Source organism: Vreelandella sp. GE22, from assembly GCF_968212445.1.
Genome location: NZ_OZ309110.1, coordinates 586,701 through 606,775 on the forward strand (window position 1 = coordinate 586,701; position 20,075 = coordinate 606,775).

Annotated in this window: 18 protein-coding genes; 4 read left to right on the forward strand and 14 right to left on the reverse strand. The window is 62.9% G+C overall.

What is annotated here, in order from left to right; genetic code table 11:
- Positions 1-77: 77 nt before the first annotated feature.
- The 9 genes from ubiB to ACWHRL_RS02905 form a co-directional block, all read right to left on the reverse strand.
- Positions 78-1,700, reverse strand: coding sequence for a ubiquinone biosynthesis regulatory protein kinase UbiB (gene ubiB / locus ACWHRL_RS02865; protein WP_447895152.1), 1,623 nt, complete (start codon positions 1,698-1,700; stop codon positions 78-80).
- A complete protein-coding gene (locus ACWHRL_RS02870) occupies positions 1,697-2,347 on the reverse strand; it encodes a ubiquinone biosynthesis accessory factor UbiJ (protein WP_447895153.1) in 651 nt (216 codons plus the stop codon). Before ACWHRL_RS02870 ends, ubiB begins: the two co-directional genes overlap by 4 nt.
- A gap of 82 nt (positions 2,348-2,429) precedes the next feature.
- Positions 2,430-3,185, reverse strand: a complete 756-nt coding sequence (gene ubiE / locus ACWHRL_RS02875) for a bifunctional demethylmenaquinone methyltransferase/2-methoxy-6-polyprenyl-1,4-benzoquinol methylase UbiE (RefSeq protein ID WP_447527777.1) — start codon at positions 3,183-3,185, stop codon at positions 2,430-2,432.
- A 175-nt stretch (positions 3,186-3,360) separates the two neighbouring features.
- Complete coding sequence (locus ACWHRL_RS02880; RefSeq protein WP_447895154.1) at positions 3,361-3,744, reverse strand: gamma-butyrobetaine hydroxylase-like domain-containing protein; 384 nt, start codon at positions 3,742-3,744, stop codon at positions 3,361-3,363.
- Between the two features lie 97 nt (positions 3,745-3,841).
- Positions 3,842-5,164 carry an ATP-dependent protease ATPase subunit HslU gene (hslU, locus tag ACWHRL_RS02885; RefSeq protein ID WP_447895155.1) on the reverse strand — a complete coding sequence of 441 codons (1,323 nt, stop codon included), beginning with the start codon at positions 5,162-5,164 and terminating at the stop codon, positions 3,842-3,844.
- 8 nt (positions 5,165-5,172) lie between these two features.
- Positions 5,173-5,706, reverse strand: coding sequence for an ATP-dependent protease subunit HslV (gene hslV / locus ACWHRL_RS02890; protein ID WP_447527780.1), 534 nt, complete (start codon positions 5,704-5,706; stop codon positions 5,173-5,175).
- A 191-nt stretch (positions 5,707-5,897) separates the two neighbouring features.
- The gene (locus ACWHRL_RS02895) at positions 5,898-6,632 is read right to left on the reverse strand and encodes an SPOR domain-containing protein (RefSeq protein ID WP_447895156.1); all 735 of its coding nucleotides are present in this window, start codon (positions 6,630-6,632) and stop codon (positions 5,898-5,900) included.
- Positions 6,633-8,318 carry an arginine--tRNA ligase gene (gene argS, locus ACWHRL_RS02900; RefSeq protein ID WP_447895157.1) on the reverse strand — a complete coding sequence of 562 codons (1,686 nt, stop codon included), beginning with the start codon at positions 8,316-8,318 and terminating at the stop codon, positions 6,633-6,635.
- Between the two features lie 162 nt (positions 8,319-8,480).
- Positions 8,481-10,733, reverse strand: coding sequence for a primosomal protein N' (locus ACWHRL_RS02905; protein ID WP_447895158.1), 2,253 nt, complete (start codon positions 10,731-10,733; stop codon positions 8,481-8,483).
- Positions 10,734-10,891: 158 nt separating this feature from the next.
- Here ACWHRL_RS02905 and rpmE point away from each other — a divergent pair, with 158 nt between their 5' ends.
- Together rpmE and ACWHRL_RS02915 are read left to right on the forward strand one after the other, a co-directional pair.
- Positions 10,892-11,107: a 50S ribosomal protein L31 gene (rpmE, locus tag ACWHRL_RS02910; protein WP_447527784.1), complete on the forward strand. Its 216-nt coding sequence runs from the start codon at positions 10,892-10,894 to the stop codon at positions 11,105-11,107.
- A gap of 302 nt (positions 11,108-11,409) precedes the next feature.
- Positions 11,410-12,681 carry a malic enzyme-like NAD(P)-binding protein gene (locus tag ACWHRL_RS02915; RefSeq protein ID WP_447895160.1) on the forward strand — a complete coding sequence of 424 codons (1,272 nt, stop codon included), beginning with the start codon at positions 11,410-11,412 and terminating at the stop codon, positions 12,679-12,681.
- Positions 12,682-13,342: 661 nt separating this feature from the next.
- On the opposite strand, the gene ACWHRL_RS02920 is transcribed toward ACWHRL_RS02915, so the two are convergent.
- Positions 13,343-14,161 carry an acyl-CoA thioesterase gene (locus ACWHRL_RS02920; RefSeq protein WP_447527786.1) on the reverse strand — a complete coding sequence of 273 codons (819 nt, stop codon included), beginning with the start codon at positions 14,159-14,161 and terminating at the stop codon, positions 13,343-13,345.
- Positions 14,162-14,227: 66 nt separating this feature from the next.
- Between ACWHRL_RS02920 and tadA the strand changes: the two genes are divergently transcribed.
- Both tadA and ACWHRL_RS02930 read left to right on the forward strand, forming a co-directional pair.
- Complete coding sequence (gene tadA / locus ACWHRL_RS02925; protein WP_447527787.1) at positions 14,228-14,686, forward strand: tRNA adenosine(34) deaminase TadA; 459 nt, start codon at positions 14,228-14,230, stop codon at positions 14,684-14,686.
- 24 nt (positions 14,687-14,710) lie between these two features.
- Positions 14,711-15,256 (forward strand): sterol desaturase family protein, encoded by a 546-nt coding sequence (locus ACWHRL_RS02930; protein ID WP_447527788.1) that lies wholly within the window; start codon positions 14,711-14,713, stop codon positions 15,254-15,256.
- Here the strand turns inward: ACWHRL_RS02930 and crtB are convergent.
- The 4 genes from crtB to ACWHRL_RS02950 are packed head-to-tail and all read right to left on the reverse strand — an operon-like array spanning position 15,183 to position 20,069.
- Positions 15,183-16,133 carry a 15-cis-phytoene synthase CrtB gene (crtB, locus tag ACWHRL_RS02935; protein WP_447895161.1) on the reverse strand — a complete coding sequence of 317 codons (951 nt, stop codon included), beginning with the start codon at positions 16,131-16,133 and terminating at the stop codon, positions 15,183-15,185. The genes ACWHRL_RS02930 and crtB overlap by 74 nt on opposite strands.
- Entirely contained in the window at positions 16,126-17,625 is a 1,500-nt protein-coding gene (locus ACWHRL_RS02940; protein WP_447895162.1) for a phytoene desaturase, read from the reverse strand. The genes crtB and ACWHRL_RS02940 overlap by 8 nt, the downstream gene beginning before the upstream one ends.
- Positions 17,618-18,790: a lycopene beta-cyclase CrtY gene (gene crtY, locus ACWHRL_RS02945; RefSeq protein WP_447895163.1), complete on the reverse strand. Its 1,173-nt coding sequence runs from the start codon at positions 18,788-18,790 to the stop codon at positions 17,618-17,620. Before crtY ends, ACWHRL_RS02940 begins: the two co-directional genes overlap by 8 nt.
- Positions 18,777-20,069 (reverse strand): glycosyltransferase, encoded by a 1,293-nt coding sequence (locus tag ACWHRL_RS02950; RefSeq protein WP_447895164.1) that lies wholly within the window; start codon positions 20,067-20,069, stop codon positions 18,777-18,779. Before ACWHRL_RS02950 ends, crtY begins: the two co-directional genes overlap by 14 nt.
- Positions 20,070-20,075: the final 6 nt, after the last annotated feature.

Sequence of the window (20,075 nt, forward strand, 5' to 3'; positions counted from 1 at the left end):
GGCGTTGATTAAAGATCCTGCGGGCGCTGCGTTCGCATCGATTGGGTATGATTCAAGTGTAGCCTGGCGCGCCTGGCTTACTGCCATAAAAGCAGTAAAAGCCCTGCACCGGCGGCGGCCAGCACCTGCCAGGGTTGGGCCAGCGCCCATTCGCCCAAGGGCTGCCAGGCAAGCGCAATGGCGAGAAGCGCCACGCCAATACGCAGGCGGTGGTGGCGCTTTTTCTGCTGGGTGAATTTGGCATCCAGTTGAGTAATGGCGCTGGCTTGAAGGTGGCGCTGGCGGTGCTCCTGCTCCATGCGGCTAAGCGCCTGGTGGGCGAGCACGGGAAGCTCCGGCAACTGGTGGGAAAGCTCCGGCGCCTGGCGTTTGAGCGACTCCCAAAGCCCGCCGATCCCGGCGCGCTCTTTCATCCACTGCTCTAAATAGGGCTTGGCGGTGCTCCAAAGATCGAGCTCCGGGTAGAGCTGGCGGCCCAGGCCCTCGATGTTCAAAAGCGTTTTCTGCAAAAGCACCAGCTGCGGCTGGACTTCCATGTTGAAGCGCCGGGCGGTCTGGAAAAGCCCCAAAAGCACTTGGCCAAAGGAGATATCCTTGAGCGGTTTTTCTAAAATCGGCTCGCACACGGTACGAATGGCGGCGGCGAACTCGTTGGCCCGGGTATTCTCGCCGACCCAGCCGGACTCGATATGAAGCGCTGCTACCTCGTAATAATCCTGATGGAAAAACGCCAGCAGGTTGCGCGCGAGATAATCCTGGTCTTCCCGGGTGAGGCTTCCTACGATCCCGCAGTCGATGGCGATGTACTGCGGGTCTTCCGGATTGTCGCAGTTGACGAAAATATTGCCCGGGTGCATGTCGGCGTGAAAGAAGTTATCGCGAAACACCTGGGTGAAGAAGAGCTCGACGCCGCGCTCGGCGAGCTTTCTAAGATTGACGCCGTTTTTGATCAGCGTGTCCATATCCGCCACCGGCACGCCGCGAATGCGCTCCTGCACCATGACGTTGCGCCGGGTGAAGGGCCAGTAGATGGTGGGGACGAATAGAAGCGCTGAGTCCTTGAAGTTACGCTTGAGCTGGGAGGTGTTGGCGGCCTCCTTATAAAGGTCGAGCTCGTCGAACAGGGTCGATTCGTAGTCGCGGATCACCTCGACCGGACGCAGGCGCTTGGCCTCGGGCACCCGCGCCACAAGCTTTGCCACCTGATACATCAGCGCCATGTCCTGGCGCATCACCGCATCGATGCTTGGGCGGATGATCTTGACTACCACCTCTTCGCCGGTGTGAAGCGTGGCGGCGTGAACCTGGGCAATGGACGCCGAAGCAAGCGGGGCGCGGTCGAATTCGGCGAACGCCTCGACGAGCGACATCTCGAGCTCTTTTTCCACCCGGGCCACGGCTAAATCACCGGGGAAGGGCGGCACCTGGTCTTGAAGCCTTCTGAGCTCGTTAGAGATATCGTCGGGCAGTAGATCGCGCCGGGTCGAGAGCATCTGGCCGAACTTGATGAAAATCGGCCCCAAAGATTCCAGCGCCAGGCGCAAGCGCTCGCCCCGGGAGCGCTTGCCGACCGGCACCAGACGTAGCGGCAAAAACCACATCAAAACGCGCAGCCAAAGCGATAAGCGCTCCTTGGGCACCAGCGTATCCAGGCGGTGGCGCGCGATGACCCAGAGGATTTTGAAAAGCCGTAGGCTCATGAGCAGGGCTCCTGAACGATGCTCGCGTTCAGGCGCCGTGTAAGGCGATCAAGGCGCGCCTCCAGGCGGTCGGTGGCCATGTCGAGCTCGGTGAGCGCGTCGCGCAGCACATCGCGCTGATGGCGCCCGGGCAGCATCCGGGCTTCTTCGAACACGTACTCGGAAAGATCCTGCAAAAGCTCGTCCCGGGCGCGTAGCCCGAAGCGGCTCAGCCGGCGAATGCCTTCGGCAAATGAGTGGGCGGGGGCGGCGCCGATCCAGGTGGCAAGCTCACCTTCCCAGTCGAGATCCAGGTCGAAAAACAGATCCCGGGTCGCTTCCAAAAGCCCCAAACGCCCGCGTACGGCGAGCTTGCCGTCGAACATCAATCGCTCGATCGAGGCGCCGCTCAGCCACTCGGAGAAGGTTTCCGGGGTCAGCTCGACGGTGGCATCGACGCTTGCCTCGAGCACATCGTCGCCGGGCAGCAGGTCGACCCCGGTGGCGTGGTAGGCAAGCAAAAGCGTCAGGTGCGGTTTTTCGAGCCTGATCAGCAAACGGCTGCCCGCCAGCGCCTCGAGACGGCCAGGGGCTGCCGGGTCGCGGGCGAGCAGAGCGTTTAGCGTGCGTTCACATCCGGCCAGTAACAGGGGCGGGGTCAATCGCATGCTCACCTCAGCGTTCTTTGAACGAGTGCTCGTCGAATCAGAGCACGTTGCTTTATAGCGTGGCATTTCGCGGTATTGAGGGTCATAGCTTGATGCCGCGATGTAGCGCGACGATCCCACCGGTCAGGTTGGTGTACTCCACCCGCTCAAGCCCCGCGTCTTCCATCATGGCCTTGAGGGTTTTCTGGTCCGGGTGCATGCGGATCGACTCCGCCAGGTAGCGATAGCTCTCGCCGTCCTTGGCCACCAGCTCACCGATGCGCGGCAAAAAGCGGAACGAGTATTCGTCGTAGGCCTTGCTCAAAAGCGCGTTATCGGGCTTGGAGAACTCCAGCACCAAAAGGCGCCCGCCGGGTTTGAGCACGCGGGCCATGGAGCGCAGTGCGGCGTCCTTATCGGTGACGTTGCGAAGCCCGAAAGCGATGGTGATGCAGTCGAAGTGGTTGTCGGGGAAGGGCAGCGTTTCGGCGTTGGCCTGAACGTATTCGACGTTGCCGCCGACACCGTTGTCGATGAGCTTGTCGCGGCCGACGTTAAGCATCGAGGCGTTGATATCCGCCAACACGACCTTGCCGCGGGGACCCACCATACGCGAAAACTTGAGCGTCAGATCACCGGTGCCACCGGCGATATCGAGCACCTTGTGGCCAGGGCGCACGCCTGCTCGCTCGATGGTGAGGCGTTTCCATACCCGGTGAATGCCGAAGGACATCAGGTCGTTCATCACGTCGTAACGCGCGGCGACCGAGTGAAAGACATCCGCCACGCGCGAGGCTTTCTCGTCGAGCGGTACTTCCTGGTAGCCAAAATGGGTGGTGCGCTTTTCCGTGGGGCTCATGAGGCGACGGGCTCCCGAGTTCGAGGCGGACATCGATGACGCGTCTGTCATCGCTTGATAGGTTGGCTGTATTGTAGCCTTCTCTCTGTCGTTTTGTCTGCGCCTGCCGCTTCAAAGCCAGGTCTCGACGCGCTTTTCGAAGCGGCCGGGCTTTCCAAATCGGCCGGTGTCACCCCTATAGTTCCTTGAACTGAATGCTCGCCGGCTCGCGGGAGGCCCCCGCATCGCTCAACTGCTGTAGATACTCGGCCCAATAGGCGTCCTGGTGGGTGGCGATCTCGTAAAGGTAGTTGTAGCTATACAGGCCGCTGTCGTGGCCGTCGTCGAAGTGAAGTTTGAGCGCGTAGTTGCCGACCTGGCTGATATCCATCAAGCCCACGTCGCGCTTACCGGTTTGCAGCACCGCGCTGTCGGCGCTATGGCCGCGCACCTCCGCGGAGGGCGAGTAAACGCGCAGAAGCTCGATCGGCACGCGGTAGTGCAGATCGCCTGGGTAGGTCAGCTCCAGCAGGCGGTTTTTCTTATGGTAGTGAACGTGGGTGGGAATCGGGCTATCCATTGGCAATCTCCCTTTGAAGTAGCAAACAGGCGGGTGTGGTGGCCCGCCTGAAAAGCATGTTACCGCGCGGCCTGGGCCAGCGCTTCAACGCAGCCGCTTACAAGATATAGCGCGACAGGTCTTCGTCGACGGCAAGTTCGCCAAGCTGGGCGTTGACGTAGTCGGCATCGACCACCAGGGGGCTATCCATATCGCCGCCCCTGAACGAGGCCTCTTCCAGCAGGCGCTCCATCACGGTGTGCAGACGACGCGCGCCGATGTTCTCGGTGCCTTCGTTGACCTGCCAGGAGATCTCGGCGATGCGCGCGATACCATCCTCGGTGAACTCGACGTCGAGCCCTTCGGTGGCCAGCAGCGCTTGATATTGCCGAGTGAGTGAGGCCGAAGGCTCGGTCAGGATGCGCTTAAAGTCGTTCGGCGTCAGCGCATCGAGCTCGACGCGAATCGGCAAGCGGCCTTGAAGCTCCGGAATCAGATCGGAAGGCCGCGACAGATGGAACGCGCCGGAGGCGATGAACAGGATATGGTCGGTCTTGACCATGCCGTACTTGGTCGAGACGGTGGAGCCTTCGATCAGCGGGAGCAAATCGCGCTGCACGCCTTCCCGGGAGACTTCGCCGCCGCTTGACTGGCCGCTGCCCTTGGCGACTTTATCGATCTCGTCGAGAAAGACGATGCCGTGCTGCTCGACGGACTCGACCGCCCGCGCCTTGATCTCTTCTTCGTTGACGAGCTTGCCGGCCTCTTCGTCGCGCAGCAGTACCAGCGCTTCCTTGACGGTGACTCGGCGCTGTTCGCGCTTTTGCTGGCCCATGTTGGAGAACATGCTCTGCAGCTGGTTGGTCATCTCCTCCATGCCTGGCGGGGTCATGATATCGACGCCCTGGCCCTGGGCGGAGACTTCGATGTCGACCTCTTTATCGTCGAGCTGGCCTTCGCGAAGCTTCTTGCGGAAAGACTGGCGCGTGGCGTTGTCGTCGCGCGGCTTGTCTTCCTGACCCCGGGGTGGCGGCAGCAGCGCGTCGAGTACGCGATCTTCCGCGGCGTCTTCGGCGCGATGGCCAACCTCTTCCTTGGCGTGCTCGCGCACCATCTTGATCGCAGCTTCCATCAAATCGCGAATGATCGACTCGACGTCGCGGCCCACATAACCGACTTCGGTGAATTTGGTCGCTTCGACCTTGATGAACGGTGCGCGGGCCAGTTTGGCAAGTCGCCGGGCGATTTCGGTTTTACCCACGCCGGTGGGGCCGATCATCAGGATGTTTTTCGGCGTGACTTCCGGGCGCAGGTCGGTATCGAGCTGCATGCGCCGCCAGCGGTTGCGCAGGGCAATGGCCACGGCGCGTTTGGCATCCTGCTGCCCGATGATGTACTGGTCGAGCGCGTGAACGATTTCGCGGGGTGTCATCTGGGTCATGGGGTGCCTCAGCGTTCGTTGGAATCAAGCTCTTCGAGCGTGATGTGATGGTTGGTAAACACGCAGATGTCACCGGCGATTTGCAGCGATTTCTCGGTGATCTCCCGGGCGCCGAGCTCGGTGTTTTCCAAAAGCGCGCGGGCGCTGGCTTGGGCGAAGTTACCGCCGGAGCCGATGGCGATGATGCCGCGCTCGGGCTCGACGACGTCACCGTTACCGGTAATGATCAATGAAGCGCTGTGATCGGCCACGGCCAAAAGCGCCTCTAGCCGGCGAAGCGCCCGGTCGGTGCGCCAGTCCTTGGCAAGCTCGACGGCGGCCTTGGTCAGGTGGCCCTGGTATTTTTCGAGCTGCGCTTCGAAGCGCTCAAAGAGGGTAAATGCGTCGGCCGTGCCGCCGGCGAAGCCCGCGAGCACCTTGCCCCGATAGAGGCGGCGCACCTTGCTGGCATTGCCTTTCATAACGGTGTTGCCAAGTGATACCTGGCCATCGCCCGCCAGGGCGACATGATTTCCGCGGCGTACGGATACGATCGTGGTCATGGAGATGACTCCTTAAGAGAGCAAAGGCTCCCGATAACTTACCGGCCGCGTGGCGGCCGCAACTAAAGCACGTTAGAACCCGAGTGATTCACAACAAAATGCGGGCGGCTGATAAAAAATCAACCGCCCGCGTCAGGTTCTGCCGGGGATTATGTGTACGCGTACCGATTCACACGTACTGGGCAGCGGCGCTAGTTTTGCAACTGAATCAAAAGTGGCTCGATCCCCTGGGTCGCCATCAGGTCCTGGGCGCGGCTGAGCTCCCGGGTATCCTCGTAGGGCCCTACCTGGACGCGATGCCACACGTCGCCGCTTGCCTGGACCTCGGTAATCTGGGCCAGAAGGCTAAGATTGCGAAGCTTTGAGCGCAGCTGCTCGGCGTCACCGAGCTCCTTGAAGGAGGCCGCCTGGAGCATGTAGCGGTTGGGCGATGCGCTCGTCGCCGGCGTCGATGGCGCGGCGTCGGTGCTGGCCTGCTCCTGGGGGCGGGTGTTGGCGGCGATGATCTGGGCGATCTGATCGCCCCCCTGGTCGCTATCCGTGCTGCTTGCCTCGCCGGGGTCCGGCGCCTCCGGGCGATTGACCGTCGAGGGCAGCGTCACGCCTGGCGCAATCACCTCGGTTTCCGGCAGCAGGGTGTAGAACTCGAAGGTCGGCATGGAGGGCTCGGCCTCGCCCTCGGTTTGGCGCGCCGCGCTTCGCTCCTCGCTTCCCGAGGGCTTGGGCAGCACCGTGGCCTGGGGGGTGTCTTCCTGAGCCTGCCAGGGCGCGGTGCCTTGCTGGTGCTGGGCCAGAAAGAAGCCCGCCACGATACCGAGAAGCGCCCAAAGCCAGCCCGGTAGCCTAAACCCCGAGCCTTCGGTTTTGGACGCCTTACGCTGGCTGGTCGCTCCGCGGCGGGTAGGCCGTTTGCGCGGTCTTGCCATTTACATCTCCTCTGGGGCGCTAACCCCCATTAGATCGAGTCCGTTACGCAGCACCTGGCGGGTGGCAAGGCCAAGGGCCAACCGGGCGTTTCTAAGCGCGTCGTCGTCGACCATGACTTTGACCGCGTTGTAGCAGGTGTGGAAATCGCCGGCCAGGTCCAAAAGGTACTGGGAAACCTGCTGGGGCTCGCGTGCCCGCGCCGCCTGTTCGACTACTTCCGGGTAGCGCGCCAACCGGTTCAGTACGGCCTTTTCCTGGTCGCTATCGAGCTTCGCCAGGTGCGTAAGCGCCTGGTCGTAGTTGAACGCCTTGTCTTCGTTTTGTGCCTTACGCAGCATGCTGCATACCCGGGCGTGGGCGTACTGAATGTAGTAGACCGGGTTGTCGTTGGACTGGGAGCGGGCCAGGTCGATATCGAAGGTGAGCTGGGAGTCCGCGCGACGCGCGGCGAGGAAAAAGCGCGTGGCGTCGCGCCCCACTTCGTCGATCAAATCGCGAAGCGTCACGTAGCTGCCCGCGCGCTTGGAGAGTTTTACCTCCACACCGCTTCGAGTCACCAACACCATCTGGTGCAGCACGTAATCCGGGTAGCCCTTGGGAATACCCAGCTCCAGCGCCTGCAGGCCTGCGCGCACTCGGGTCACGGTGGAGTGGTGGTCTGCGCCTTGCTCGTTGATCACGGTTTTGAAGCCGCGCTGCCACTTGTTGTAGTGATACGCTACGTCCGGCAAGAAGTAGGTGTAGCCGCCATCGCGCTTACGCATGACGCGGTCCTTGTCGTCACCGAAGTCGGTGGTGCGCAGCCACATCGCGCCGTCGTCTTCATAGGTGTGGCCGTTGGCGATCAGTCGCTCGACGGTGGCCTCGACGTTGCCCTTTTCGTAGAGCGAAGACTCCAAAAAGTAGATGTCGAACTCGACGCCGTACGCCTTGAGATCGAGATCCTGCTCCCGGCGAAGCCAGGCCACGGCAAATGCCTGAATGGCGGCGAGATCCTCCGGGTCGGCCTGGCCGGTGACTTCGCGGTCGTCGGCGCTGACGGTCTTGCCCGCCAAATAATCCTTGGCGACATCAAAAATGTAGTCGCCGCGGTAGCCGTCGGCGGGCCAACTTCCGTCGTCCGGCCCCAGCCCCTTGGCGCGCGCCTGCACGGAAAGCGCCAGGTTCTGAATCTGAGCGCCGGCGTCGTTGTAGTAGAACTCGCGGGTCACGTCATACCCGGTGGCTTCTAAAAGCCGGCACAGGCAGTCGCCGATCGCAGCACCCCGGCCGTGGCCTACGTGCAAAGGGCCGGTCGGGTTGGCCGAGACGAACTCGACCTGGACCTTTTCACCCTTGCCCAAAAGGCTTCGCCCGAAGGCGTCGCCTGCGTCCAGCACCTGGGCGATGATTTGCGCGGCGGCATCGGCGGCGGCAAAGAAGTTGATGAAACCGGGGCCGGCGATCTCGGTTTTGGCAATGGCCTCGCTTTCGGGCAGCGCCTGGACCAGTTTCTCGGCTAGATCGCGCGGCTTCATGCCCGCGGGCTTGGCCAGCATCAGCGCCAGGTTGGTGGCGTAGTCGCCGTGGGCCTTGTCTTTCGTCGGGTCGATCTTGATGGTCGGGGCAAGATCCTCGGGCAGCACGCCTTGGTGCTTAAGCGCGTCGATCGCGCCCTGGAGCAAAGAAGTGATCGTCTCTTTCATTTGAATATCCGGGATTTTGGTGGCGGCGTGTGCGTCGTGAAACGGTTGCTTGACGTTAAAACGTGAACAGGCAAAAAAGTAAAAGCGACCATTATCGGCAATTGGCGCCCAGTTTCAAAGCCGTATTGCGTTTGAGGGACGCCATGCTTGAAAAGTGGGCGCTTACGAAAGCGTTTGCGGGTCGATATCGATCGACCAGCGTACGCCGCGCGCCTCGCGATGGGCGTCCAGCCACTGTACCAGGTAGTTGGCCGCTGCGTGGCGCTGGCTGCGCTTGTTCGCGGCCAGTAGCACGTGAATGTGGTAGCGATTTTGACGGCGCTCCATGGGCGCGGGCACCGGGCCCAGGCAGTTCGCCTGCACGCCGGATTCCTTCAACCACTGGCGCAGCGCCTGGGCCGCTTGCTGGGCCAGCGCCAGGGCGGCCTGCTCTTTAGGGCTCTCCAGGCGCAAAAGCGCCATGAAACCAAAGGGCGGCAGCTTGGCAAGCCTTCGCTCCTCGAGCAAATTGCGCGCCAGCGCCCCGTAGCCGTGTTCGGCCAGTTGGCCCAGGTGCGGGTCGTCCGGGTGCAGGGTTTGCACCAGCACCCGGCCTGGGTGTGCGGCGCGCCCGGCCCGGCCCGCGACCTGCTCGAGAAGCTGGGCGCTATGCTCGAGCGCCCGGAAGTCGGCGCTGTAGAGCCCGCCATCGGCGTTGATCACCACCACCAGGGTGACGTGGGGCAGGTGGTGCCCCTTGGCGAGCATCTGGGTGCCGACCAGAATACACGGCTCGCCGCGATGAACCTCTTTGAGGACCTGGTCGAAGCTGTCCTTGCGCCGGGTGCTGTCACGATCGATCCGGTACACCGTGGTGTCCGGGAAAAGCCCCTGCAGGGTCTCTTCGGTGCGCTCGGTGCCGGAACCCAGCGCGCGCAGGTCGCCGCTGCCGCAATCCGGGCAGGCATCCGGCAGTGCCCGGCGGCTGTCGCAGTGGTGGCAGGCCAGAAGCGGCGGCTGGCGGTGCAGCGTCATGCGCGCATCGCACTGCTGGCAATCCGCCATCCAGCCGCAGGCGTGGCAGGCAAGCCGGGGCGCGAAGCCGCGCCGGTTGATGAAAATCAGCACCTGCTTGCCCGCCTCGAGGGTCGATTTGATCGACTTGATCGCACCGGGCAGAAGCCCGCCCTGGCGGCGCTGGTGGCGAAGATCACAAAGCTCGAGCTTGGCCGGCGGGTGGCGGCTGGGTCGCTTGGTCAGACGCAGGTGGCGGTAGTGTCCGGTGAGTGCCTGTTGAAGGCTCTCGAGCGACGGCGTGGCGCTGCCCAGCAAAAGCGGTATCTGGTGGTGGTGGGCGCGGGCCACGGCCAGGTCCCGGGCGTGGTAGCGAAGCCCGTCGTGCTGCTTGTAGGAGCCGTCGTGCTCTTCGTCGACGATGATCGCGCCGGGTTTGGCAAGCGGCGTGAAAATCGCCGAGCGGGTGCCGATTACGATCAGCGCGCGGCCATCGGCGGCGGCCTCCCAGGCATCCATACGCTCGGCGTCGTTGAGCCCGGAGTGAAGCGCCACCACCGCCACCTTGAAACGGCTTTTAAAGCGCGCAAGCGTTTGCGGCGTCAGGCCGATCTCCGGTACCAGCACCAGCGACTGCTTGCCCTTCGCCGCTATCGCCTCGATCAGTTGAAGGTAGATCTCGGTCTTGCCGCTGCCGGTCACGCCTTCGAGCAGGCAGGGGTGATAGCCTGCCAGGTTTTCGTGCAGCGCGGAAAGGGCCACGGCCTGCTCGCGGTTGAGCGGTAGTGCCGGGCTTGCCAGAAGCCCCTGGGGGGCGCCGGCCCCGGCCTGACGGGCGATTTCCCGGGAGCTTACCAGCCCTTTGCGCTCCAGCGCGTTTAGCTGCTCTTTGGCGTAGCCGTGGGCGCTGATCGCCTGGGTGGGCAGGCCCTGGGCGTGCTGGCGCAAAAGCGCGTAGAGCGCGGCCTGTTTAGGGGCGTTTTTAAGCGTTGGGGGATCTGACTCGCCCGCTGCCTGCCACTGGGTGTAGGTGCGCCCGGCCATTGGGTAGCCCTGACGGAGCCTGGCCGGCATGGCCAGTTGCATGGTGTCGCCAAGGCCGTGCTGGTAGTAGCGCGCGGTAAAGTGGCAAAGCCACAGCCAGTCCGCGGGTAGCGGCGCATCGTCGAGTACCTCGGAAATCGGCTTTAGCTTCTCTCTTGGGTACGCGCTTTGCTCTATCGCCTGAATGACCACGCCCACCACGTCGCGTCGGCCAAAGGGCACGCGCACGCGAAGACCGGGCACCCAGCCGCCGGCCGGCGTTTGGCGCGCTGGCAAATAATCGAAAAGCTGCCTGAGCGGGGAGGGCAGCGCCACGGCAAGCGCGCCGGGGGCCTTGGGCGCCTGGGAAGTGGGGGCAGAAGAAAAGGGTTCGGGCAATTGGCCTCCGGCTTAAAAAGTTGCTAGAATATGCGCCCGCTACACGTTTTACCAACTCGGTTTACGCGTGATGCGGCGATCCGGTTAGCAGTTATTTCAACCCCATATGCGGTGCCTGGCAACGGATCAGGTGGCGGCATAAGCGTGCGAGGTTCACGATGAAACAAGGTATTCACCCGAATTACAACACGGTCACCGCGACGTGTTCTTGTGGCAACGCCTTCCAGGTGGGTTCTACCTCTGGTCAGGACTTCTCTTTGGATGTGTGCTCCAACTGCCACCCGTTCTATACGGGCAAGCAGAAGCAAGCGACCACCGGTGGCCGCGTAGAGCGCTTCAACAAGCGTTTCGGCGCTGCCGTCAAACGCGGCTAAATGCCCGTTTACCGGCACATATGTGCTGGGCGCTAAAAAGCCCACGCTCACGCGTGGGTTTTTTTATGGGAGCGATAAAATGAAATTAATTTCCAGAATTGCTGCGCTGCATCTATAAGTAAAGCGTTATGGTTAAAAGGGTTGAGTATAAGTTGCAGCAAATGGCTGTAAAAAAGCCCGATCATGAGCCAATGTGGGGCTAAAAAGCTGTTTCGTTTTTAAAGTTGACTGCGCCTTGAGGCGCCAGGGGTTTTTCTATACTCTAAAGTTACATATCTACTTTAGAATGACGGAATCCCATCATGACAGACGCTAATCGGCAGGCAGCGCTTGATTATCATGCCAAACCCATTCCTGGAAAGCTTTCGGTCGAGTTAACCAAGTCCACTGCGACTGCCCGCGATCTGTCGCTGGCCTATAGCCCGGGGGTGGCGGAGCCGGTGCGCGAGATCGCTCGCGACGCCGAAAACGCTTACCGTTACACAGGTAAAGGCAATCTGGTTGCGGTGATCTCCGATGGCAGCGCCATTTTAGGCCTTGGCAACCTGGGGCCGCTTGCCAGCAAGCCGGTCATGGAAGGCAAGGGCGTGCTGTTCAAGTGCTTTGCCGGTATCAACTCGGTGGATATCGAGGTCGAGGCCGAAAGCCCGCAAGCGTTCATCGATACCGTCGCGCGCATCGCCAATACCTGGGGCGGCATTAACCTCGAGGATATCAAGGCGCCGGAGTGTTTCGAGATCGAAAAAGCGCTGATCGAGCGCTGCTCGATTCCGGTGTTCCACGATGACCAGCACGGCACGGCGATCGTGACCGCGGCGGGCATGCTCAACGCCCTGGATATCGCCGAAAAGCGTATCGAAGACGTCAAGATCGTGTGCATGGGCGCGGGGGCGGCGGCGATTGCTTGCATGCGCCTGCTGATCTCCTGCGGGGCCAAAGCGGAAAACCTGGTGATGCTCGACCGGCGCGGGGTGATTCACACCGAGCGCGACGGCATCAACGAGTACAAGGCAGAGTTCGCCCGCGATACCGATATGCGCACCCTGGATGATGCCATCGATGGCGCTGACGTGTTCATCGGCCTGTCTGGTCCGGGGCTTTTGAGCGCCGACCAGGTCAAGAAGATGGCCGCGGACCCGATCATTTTCGCCTGCACCAACCCGGACCCGGAGATTCACCCGGACGTGGCCCGCGAGGCGCGCCCGGACGTGATCATGGCCACCGGCCGCTCGGACTTCCCCAACCAGGTCAACAACGTGCTGGGCTTTCCGTTCATTTTCCGCGGGGCTCTGGATGTGCGCGCCACGCGCATCAACGAGGCGATGAAGATCGCCGCGGTGCACGCACTGAAAGACCTGGCCCGGGAGCCGGTACCGGAGGAGGTGTTGAATGCCTACGAGCTCACCGAAATGAGCTTTGGTCGCGACTACATCATTCCCACCCCGGTCGATGTGCGCCTTTTGGAGCGTGTCTCTTCCGCGGTGGCCCAGGCCGCCGTGGACTCGGGGGTGGCCCGCAAGCCCTACCCGGCGCACTACCCGCTTAAAACGATCAACAACGTTTACGGCGGCTGAGCGCATCAATCTGGACGATCTCGAGCAACCCTACGCGGGGGCGCCATGAATACTTCCCTGTAGGCTACTTTCGCCATCTGACCGCCAGGGATGCGGGAATGCCGAAAATGCAGGAGCAATTTCCGGCCCTGGCGAAAGACCCCCTCTACGGGTTACTCGAGACCTTGGTAGTCCTAATCCTGAAGACCTTGCTTGAAACTTTTAAAGCCCGCAAACGAGTAATGCCGATCAGTTAAGGCTTTTGCCTACCCACAACGAGCGGTAAATCTATTGTAGCAGCGCGTTGCGCTGCGTCGCTGGCTAAAGCCTGCTCTTACGAGGGATGGGGCACGACTCCATTGTAGGAGCCCAATTCCATTGGGCGATGGCGGCGATAGCCGCCCTTCGGTGGCGACGGCACTTTTGGTTGCCATCATCACCAACCCCAGCAGCGCGTTGCGCTGCATCGCTGGCTGAAGCCTGCTCCTACAAGGGATGGATGCAAGATTTCGTTGTTGGGGAGCCCGCTTCAGCGGTGGTCCGACAATTCGGCGAATGGCGCCGTCAGGCGCCCTGGCCAAGCCACCCGTCGCGAGCTAAAGCTCCGTCCCACAGGTGATAGCCAGGCTTAACTGATCTGCATTACGCAAACGAGGGCTTTTTTTGTTCTCTGCTATTTCTACTACTCCTGCGGGTAGCGCGTCAGCCCTTCCTGGGCGGTGGAGGCGACCAGCTGGCCGCGCTGGTTGAAAATATGTCCGCGGGCCAGACCGCGGGCGCCGCCGGACCAGGGCGCGTCGATCGAGTAGAAAAGCCACTCGTTGAGACGGGTATCCTGGTGCAGCCAGAGCGCGTGATCTAGGCTTGCGATACGCAGCTTCGGGTCGCCGAATTCGACGCCGTGAGGGATCAATCCGGTGCTCAACAGGTTGAAGTCCGATGAGTAGGAGAGAAGATGGCGGTGGAGCGCCGGGTCATCGGGTAGCTCGCCGTTGATGCGAAACCACATGCCGCGCCCGGCCGGGGTGGCGGGGGTAGGGTTATGGTCCAGGTGGACGAACTCGATCGGGTGGCCAGGAAAGCGCTCGTGCTTGACGTTGCCCTCTTCGATCAGCGCCTCGGGGCCGGGTACCTCGGGCATGCTGATCTGGTGGCTAAAGCCCGGCTCCGGGGCTTGAAACGAGGCGCTGCAGAAAAAGATCGGCCGCCCCTTTTGAATGGCAGTGACGCGGCGAGTGGTGAAACTGCCACCGTCACGCACGTTGTCCACCTGGTAGACCACTGGGCGGTGCGGGTCGCCGGGGCGTAGAAAATAGCCGTGTTGGGAGTGGGGCAGGCGGCCTTCGTCGACGGTACGGGACGCGGCGGCCAGCGCCTGGCCGAGTACCTGCCCGCCGTAAAGCTGGGGAAAGCCCAGATCCTGGCTCTGGCCGCGAAACAGCGTCTCCTCCAGAGTTTCGAGCTCCAGCAAGTTGATCAGCGTCTTCAGCGCATCGTTCATTCTCGGTATCCTGTGACATTTAGCCGCTTAAACAATTTGCGGGTTACCTTAACGGAGTTCGCCTTCATGCGCAGCGACGAATTTTACATGCACCGGGCGTTGGACCAGGCGCATCGGGCGGCGGCGGCGGGGGAGGTGCCCGTCGGCGCGGTGGTGGTCGGCCCAAACGGTGACATCATCGGCGCGGCGCACAATTACCCGGTGGCAAGCCATGACCCCAGCGGGCACGCCGAAATTCGCGCGCTGCGCGAGGCAGGCCGCACTTTGGAAAATTATCGCCTTGACGGCTGTACCCTGTATGTCACATTAGAGCCTTGTATGATGTGTGCTGGTGCCATGGTCCACGCGCGCATCACGCGGCTGGTTTACGCCGCCGCCGAGCCGCGCACCGGCATGGTGGAATCGAAGGCGAACCTGCTCGCCCAGCCCTGGTTCAACCATCAGGTCGATGTTGATGCCGGTGTATTGGCCGGCGCCTCCAAAAAGCTGTTGAAAGCGTTTTTCGCCCGCCGCCGCCAGGCGTAAAAGGCGATTCTCCCGGGAGACAAGATGTACGTGCTACTCAACGTTTTGATCGTGCTCGCGACCATCGCCGCCATGGAAGTGGTGGCCACGCTTTCGCACAAGTACATCATGCACGGCTGGGGGTGGGGGTGGCACCGCTCTCACCACGAACCGCGCACGGGCTGGTTCGAGCTCAACGACCTGTACGCGGTGGTCGCGGCGGCGTTGGCCATCGCGCTCATCGCCTTCGGCACCGCCGGGGCCTGGCCGCTACAGTGGATTGGCGCGGGCATGACCGCCTACGGCATGATTTACTTCGTGCTTCACGATGGATTGGTACACAAGCGCTGGCCGTTTAGTCTCATCCCGCGGCGCGGCTATCTAAAGCGCCTTTACAAGGCGCACCGGCTGCACCACGCGGTGAAAGGGCGCCACGACTGCGTCTCCTTCGGCTTCATTTATGCCCCGCCGGTCGACAAGCTCGAACGAACGCTGAAACGCCGCCACGGCCAAAAAGCTAGCGCGGGCGCTGCCAAAGCTTCAAAGGGCGCTCAGGCGACGCCTTCCGAGCGCGAGAACCAAGCGCGCTAGTCCCGCCCCATAGCAAAAGCGACGCTTTCTCGCCTCGGCCGGTGCTCATGCGCCGGTCCCAGGCGCCCGCCCCGGCGCTTGTCACCTTCACGCCGATTTTACGATACACCCCGAGCGCGGTGGCAATCGCCCAGGCCGAGCGCAGCGGCAGCGCCTGGATGCCTATGCGCGCCGAAGCGTAGTAGGGCTCAGCGGCCTGAATCAGTCGCGTCGCCACGCGGGCAAGCGCCTCCCGGTAAGCCGGGTCGAGAATATCCGCTTGGGTCATGCCCTCATCGCGCAACCACTGGGCGGGCACGTAGCAGCGCCCGGCCTCGGCGTCCTCGACGATATCCCGGGCGATGTTGGTCAACTGAAACGCCAGGCCCAGATCGCAGGCGCGATCGAGCACGGCTTCGTCGCGCACGCCCATCACCCGCGCCATCATCAGGCCCACCACGCCGGCCACGTGATAACAGTAGCGCAGGGTGTCGTCCAGGGTCTCGTAGCGCTCGTCGCGCACGTCCATGGCGTAGCCTTCCAGATGATCGAAGGCCTGGCGCGGCGGAATCTCGTGGGCCAGCGCCACCTCCTGAAAGGCAGCGAAGGCGGGCTCGCTCATGGGGTAGCCTGCAAAGGAGCGCTCGGTTTGCGCCTTGAGCTCGGTCAGGCGCGCTTCACTTGCGGCCTTTTCGGCTTCGCTATCCTGGGCTCGGTTTGCCGGGTTGTTGAACCCGAGGGTCTGGTCGTCGATCACGTCATCGCAGTGGCGACACCAGGCGTAGAGCATCAGCGCACTGCGGCGCGTTTGCGGATCGAACAGCCGGGAGGCGCTGGCAAAGCTTTTCGAGCCCGCCGCCATGGTGACGGTGGCGTGATCCAGAAGCGCTTCACTCATTGCCTGGTTTCTCTAGTGATAGCCTCTCCACCATCAAGCCTGCCGTCGCCTTGGCCGAGCCGATTACGCCGGGAATGCCCGCACCCGGGTGGGTACCCGCGCCGACCAGGTACAGGTTGTCGATCTTGCTGTCCAAATTATGCGGGCGAAACCAGGCGCTCTGGGTGAGAATCGGCTCGATCGAGAACGCCGAGCCCTGATGGGCGCTGAGCGTGTCGCGAAAATCAAACGGCGTGAACATGCGATGGGTCACCAGCTGGCTTTTGAGCCCGGGCATGTAGTGCTTTTCCAGATAATCGAAGATGCGCTCGCGAAGCTTCGGGCCTTCTTCGTCCCAGTCCAGATTGGCGGTGCCCAGGTGCGGCACCGGGGCCAGCACGTAGTAGCTACCCGAGCCCTGGGGGGCAAGCGAGGGGTCGGTGACACACGGCGCGTGCAGGTAGAGCGAGAAGTCCTCGGCCAGGCCGTCGCTTGAGAAAATTTCGTCGATCAACTCCCGGTAGCGCGGCCCGAAGCAGACCGTGTGGTGGGCCAGCTGGGTGTGGTTATGGTCGAGCCCGAAATAGAGCACGAACAGCGAGTTGCTCATGCGCTTGCGCTTGAGTTTTTTAGCGCGGGAGGCGCCGACCGGGTGGTGGCCCAATAGCTTTTCGTAGGTGTGCACTACGTCGGCGTTGGAGGCCACGGCGCGGGCGGGTATCTCGCGGCCATCAGAAAGTTTGACGGCGTTGATGTGATTACCGTCCGCCTCGATGCGCTCGACCTTCGCGTTGAGCGCGATTTCACCGCCCAGATCCTCGAAGAACTTCGCCATGCCCTGCACCAAAGCGCCGGTGCCCCCGCGCGGAAACCACACGCCCCACTTGCGCTCCAGCGCGTGGATCAGCGTATAGATCGACGAGGTGGCGAAGGGGTTGCCGCCGACCAGCAAGGAGTGAAACGAAAACGCCTGGCGCAGATGCTCGTCCTCGATGAAGGTCGACACCTTGGCGTAGACGCTCTTCCAGGCCTCGAGCTTTGCCAGTTGAGGGGCGGCGCGCAGCATGTCGCGAAAGTGGAGAAACGGCACCGTGCCGAGTTTGACGTAGCCTTCGTCGAACACCGCTTGGGAGTAAGTCAGAAAGCGCCGGTAACCCTCGACATCCGCCGGGTTGAAGTGTTCGATCTGGGTCTCGAGGCTTTGCTGGTCGTTGTCGTAGTTGAAGACCTCGCCGGACTCCCAGCAGAGCCGGTAGAAGGGCGTGACCGGCAAAAGCTCGACGTACGCCTCGATGGATTTCCCCGCAAGCTTAAAAAGCTCCTCGATGGCACTGGGGTCGGTGATCACCGTGGGGCCGGCGTCGAACACGAACCCTTCGTCCTCGTAGACGTAGGCCCGCCCGCCGGGCTTGTCGCGTTGCTCGAGCAACAGCGTCGGAATGCCCGCCGCCTGCAGCCGGATGGCCAGCGCCAGGCCACCAAAGCCCGCGCCAATTACGATCGTTTTAGTCATCTTTGAAGGCTCGCAGCCGAGGAGTTTGTTTAAGCACGGCCGGGATGGCCTCTCGAATGGGCACCGGCGGCTTTCCGGAGACGATGCGCGCCTTGTCGAAAAGGGTGGTCGTGCCCGCGTAAAACCGGTCGATCAGGGCGCCATTGAGCCCGTAAAAACGCTGCATGACCTGCCAGCGCCGCTCCGGCCGGCCGGCCAGAAACAGCATACGGTTGAGCATGCGGAAAAACCGCTGCTCGCGCCAGCGCCTTCTGGCGTAGCGCTCGATTAGCCCTGAAAGCGCCTCGGCGCTCAGGTCTTTCTGCGCGGCGATCAGGTCGGCAAGCGCCACCGCGTGGGGCAGCGAATAGCCGGTGGTGGCGTGAAAAAGCCCGGCCCGCAAACCGCTGACGGGCTGGCCGTCGAGCGCTTTCCAGAACGCATCGATATCGCCGTCGAGCGTAATCGGTAAATGACCGAGCTCTTCGCGCTCCAGCGTCTCGAGCGCCCAGCCCTGGGCCTTGGCGTAGCGGGCGATGTTCTCCCGGGCGCGGGGGGCGTCGAGGCCTTTATCATCCACGTAGTGGGTGTCTTCGATCAAAAGCGTGTCGTCGGAAAGCGGCAGGCTGTACACGAAGCGGTAGCCGCTGCCCTGATCCACCGCGGCATCCATCATGCGCGGGCGCGCCAGGCCGTGGGGCTTTGAAAGGCGCCACTGCTGGCCCACGAAGGACTGAAAGCCGACGCTCAGGTGCGCACTTTTGGCCTGGCCGCGGCCATCGATCACCGCTAGGGCCTCGAGCACGGTGGCGTCTTCCAGCGTTACGCTTTGCGGGGTCAGGCTTGCGACGTTGGTGCCGGTTAAGAGCCTTTCGCCCAGGGCGTCGGTCACTACCTGGGCAAAGTGCTCGGAGGTAATGCTCAGGTAGCCGCTTTCGAGGGTGCGCTCGAAGGCGGGAAAGCGCACTTCGTAATTGGGCCAGCGGTACGTCACCAGGGGCGCAAGCCAGGCGTGCTGCTCACTCGAGAGATCCCCCGCGTGAAACGACCAGGTATGGTTGCCCCCGGGGGTATCCCCCGCTTCGATGACCAGCAGCTTAAGGCCTGGCTGGCGCTGGGTCAGGCGCCAGGCGATCAGGGCGTTGGCCAGGCCCGCGCCGATGAGAATGAGGTCATACTGCTGCATGGGGCGTCTCCGCGAAAACCGGCTGCCCGGTGGACAGCGCCTGCTCGGTGATGGCGGCGCCTCGCTCGGCCCCGCCCGCGGCGCGTAGCGGCGCCTGGAGTCGGCCAAGGTGCGTTTTGTACGCCGGGTCCGTCTTCAGCGCCGCGAGCTTTTGGGCAAAGGTGGCCGGGCGCGAGACGCTGAACGCGCGCTCGCCCAGGCCGTGGTAGAGCACCCGCGCCGCCACACCGGGCTGGTCGAACGCCAGCGGCACCGCAAGGATCGGGGTGGCGTGCTCGATGGCATCCACCACGGTATTGAGCCCGCCGTGGGTGATCACCGCCTCAGCGCGTGCAAGGGCGGCGCCCTGGTCGACGAAATCGACCACCGCCGTGGCGCCCGCCGCGCCAAGCGCTGCTTCTTGCGCGGCGCTTAGCTTGCCGCAGTGGGCGATCAAAAGCGGGGCCTTTTGCATCTTACAGGCCCGGGCGATTTTTTTAAAAAGCTGGATGCGGTGGCCCTGCAGCGTGCCCAGCGAGGCAAACACGAAGCGCTCGGGTAAATCCAGCGTCTCCAGCCGCCGGTTCGTCGAAGGCCCAAAGGGCAGGCGCAGCGGCCCGACGGCGTGAAAGGTCTGGGGCAGTCGATGACGCGGGAAGTCGAAAGCCAGCGGCGTTTGGCTGATTTGGGCAAGCGGCGACAAACACTCGTGGAGCGCGTGGCGCGGTGTCAAGCCAAACGCCTGGGCGTGGCGCGCCACTACCCTTGCGTGGCGGCCCATCAGCCGGTCGTAGATACGCTCGCTTGTGGCGTACATGCTGCGGGCCTGATCGGTCTCGGCAAAACGAAAGGGCATGACGGGAAGCGGCAGATGCGCCTCGCGGTTGACCGGCAGCGCGCAGGCGATCGAGACGAAGGGGAGCCCGAGCCCTTCGGCCACGATGGCGCCTGCCGGCTCCATCTGGTCGGCCATCACGCCGTCCACGCCAAGGCGTTCGAGCGCGGCGGGAAGCTCGCGGCAAAGCATGTCCGTGGTAGCGGCCAGGTCGCGGATCATGGCAAAAAGGCCAACGCCTCCGGGGTTTGCGAGCCGCGAGAGCGTTTGCGCCATACGCCCTTCCGGGTGGCTTTCACGGCCCACCACGGCGAAGCCGATGCGTTCGTCGCCAATCAGCGGCCGGGCGTCCGCTTGATGAACGAAGGTAATCCGGTGGCCGCGCTCTATCAGCCGGACGCTGAGCGCCTCGAGGGCTTTGACGTGGCTGTAAAGCGGTGGTGCCACGACCGCATAATGGCTCATGGGTGC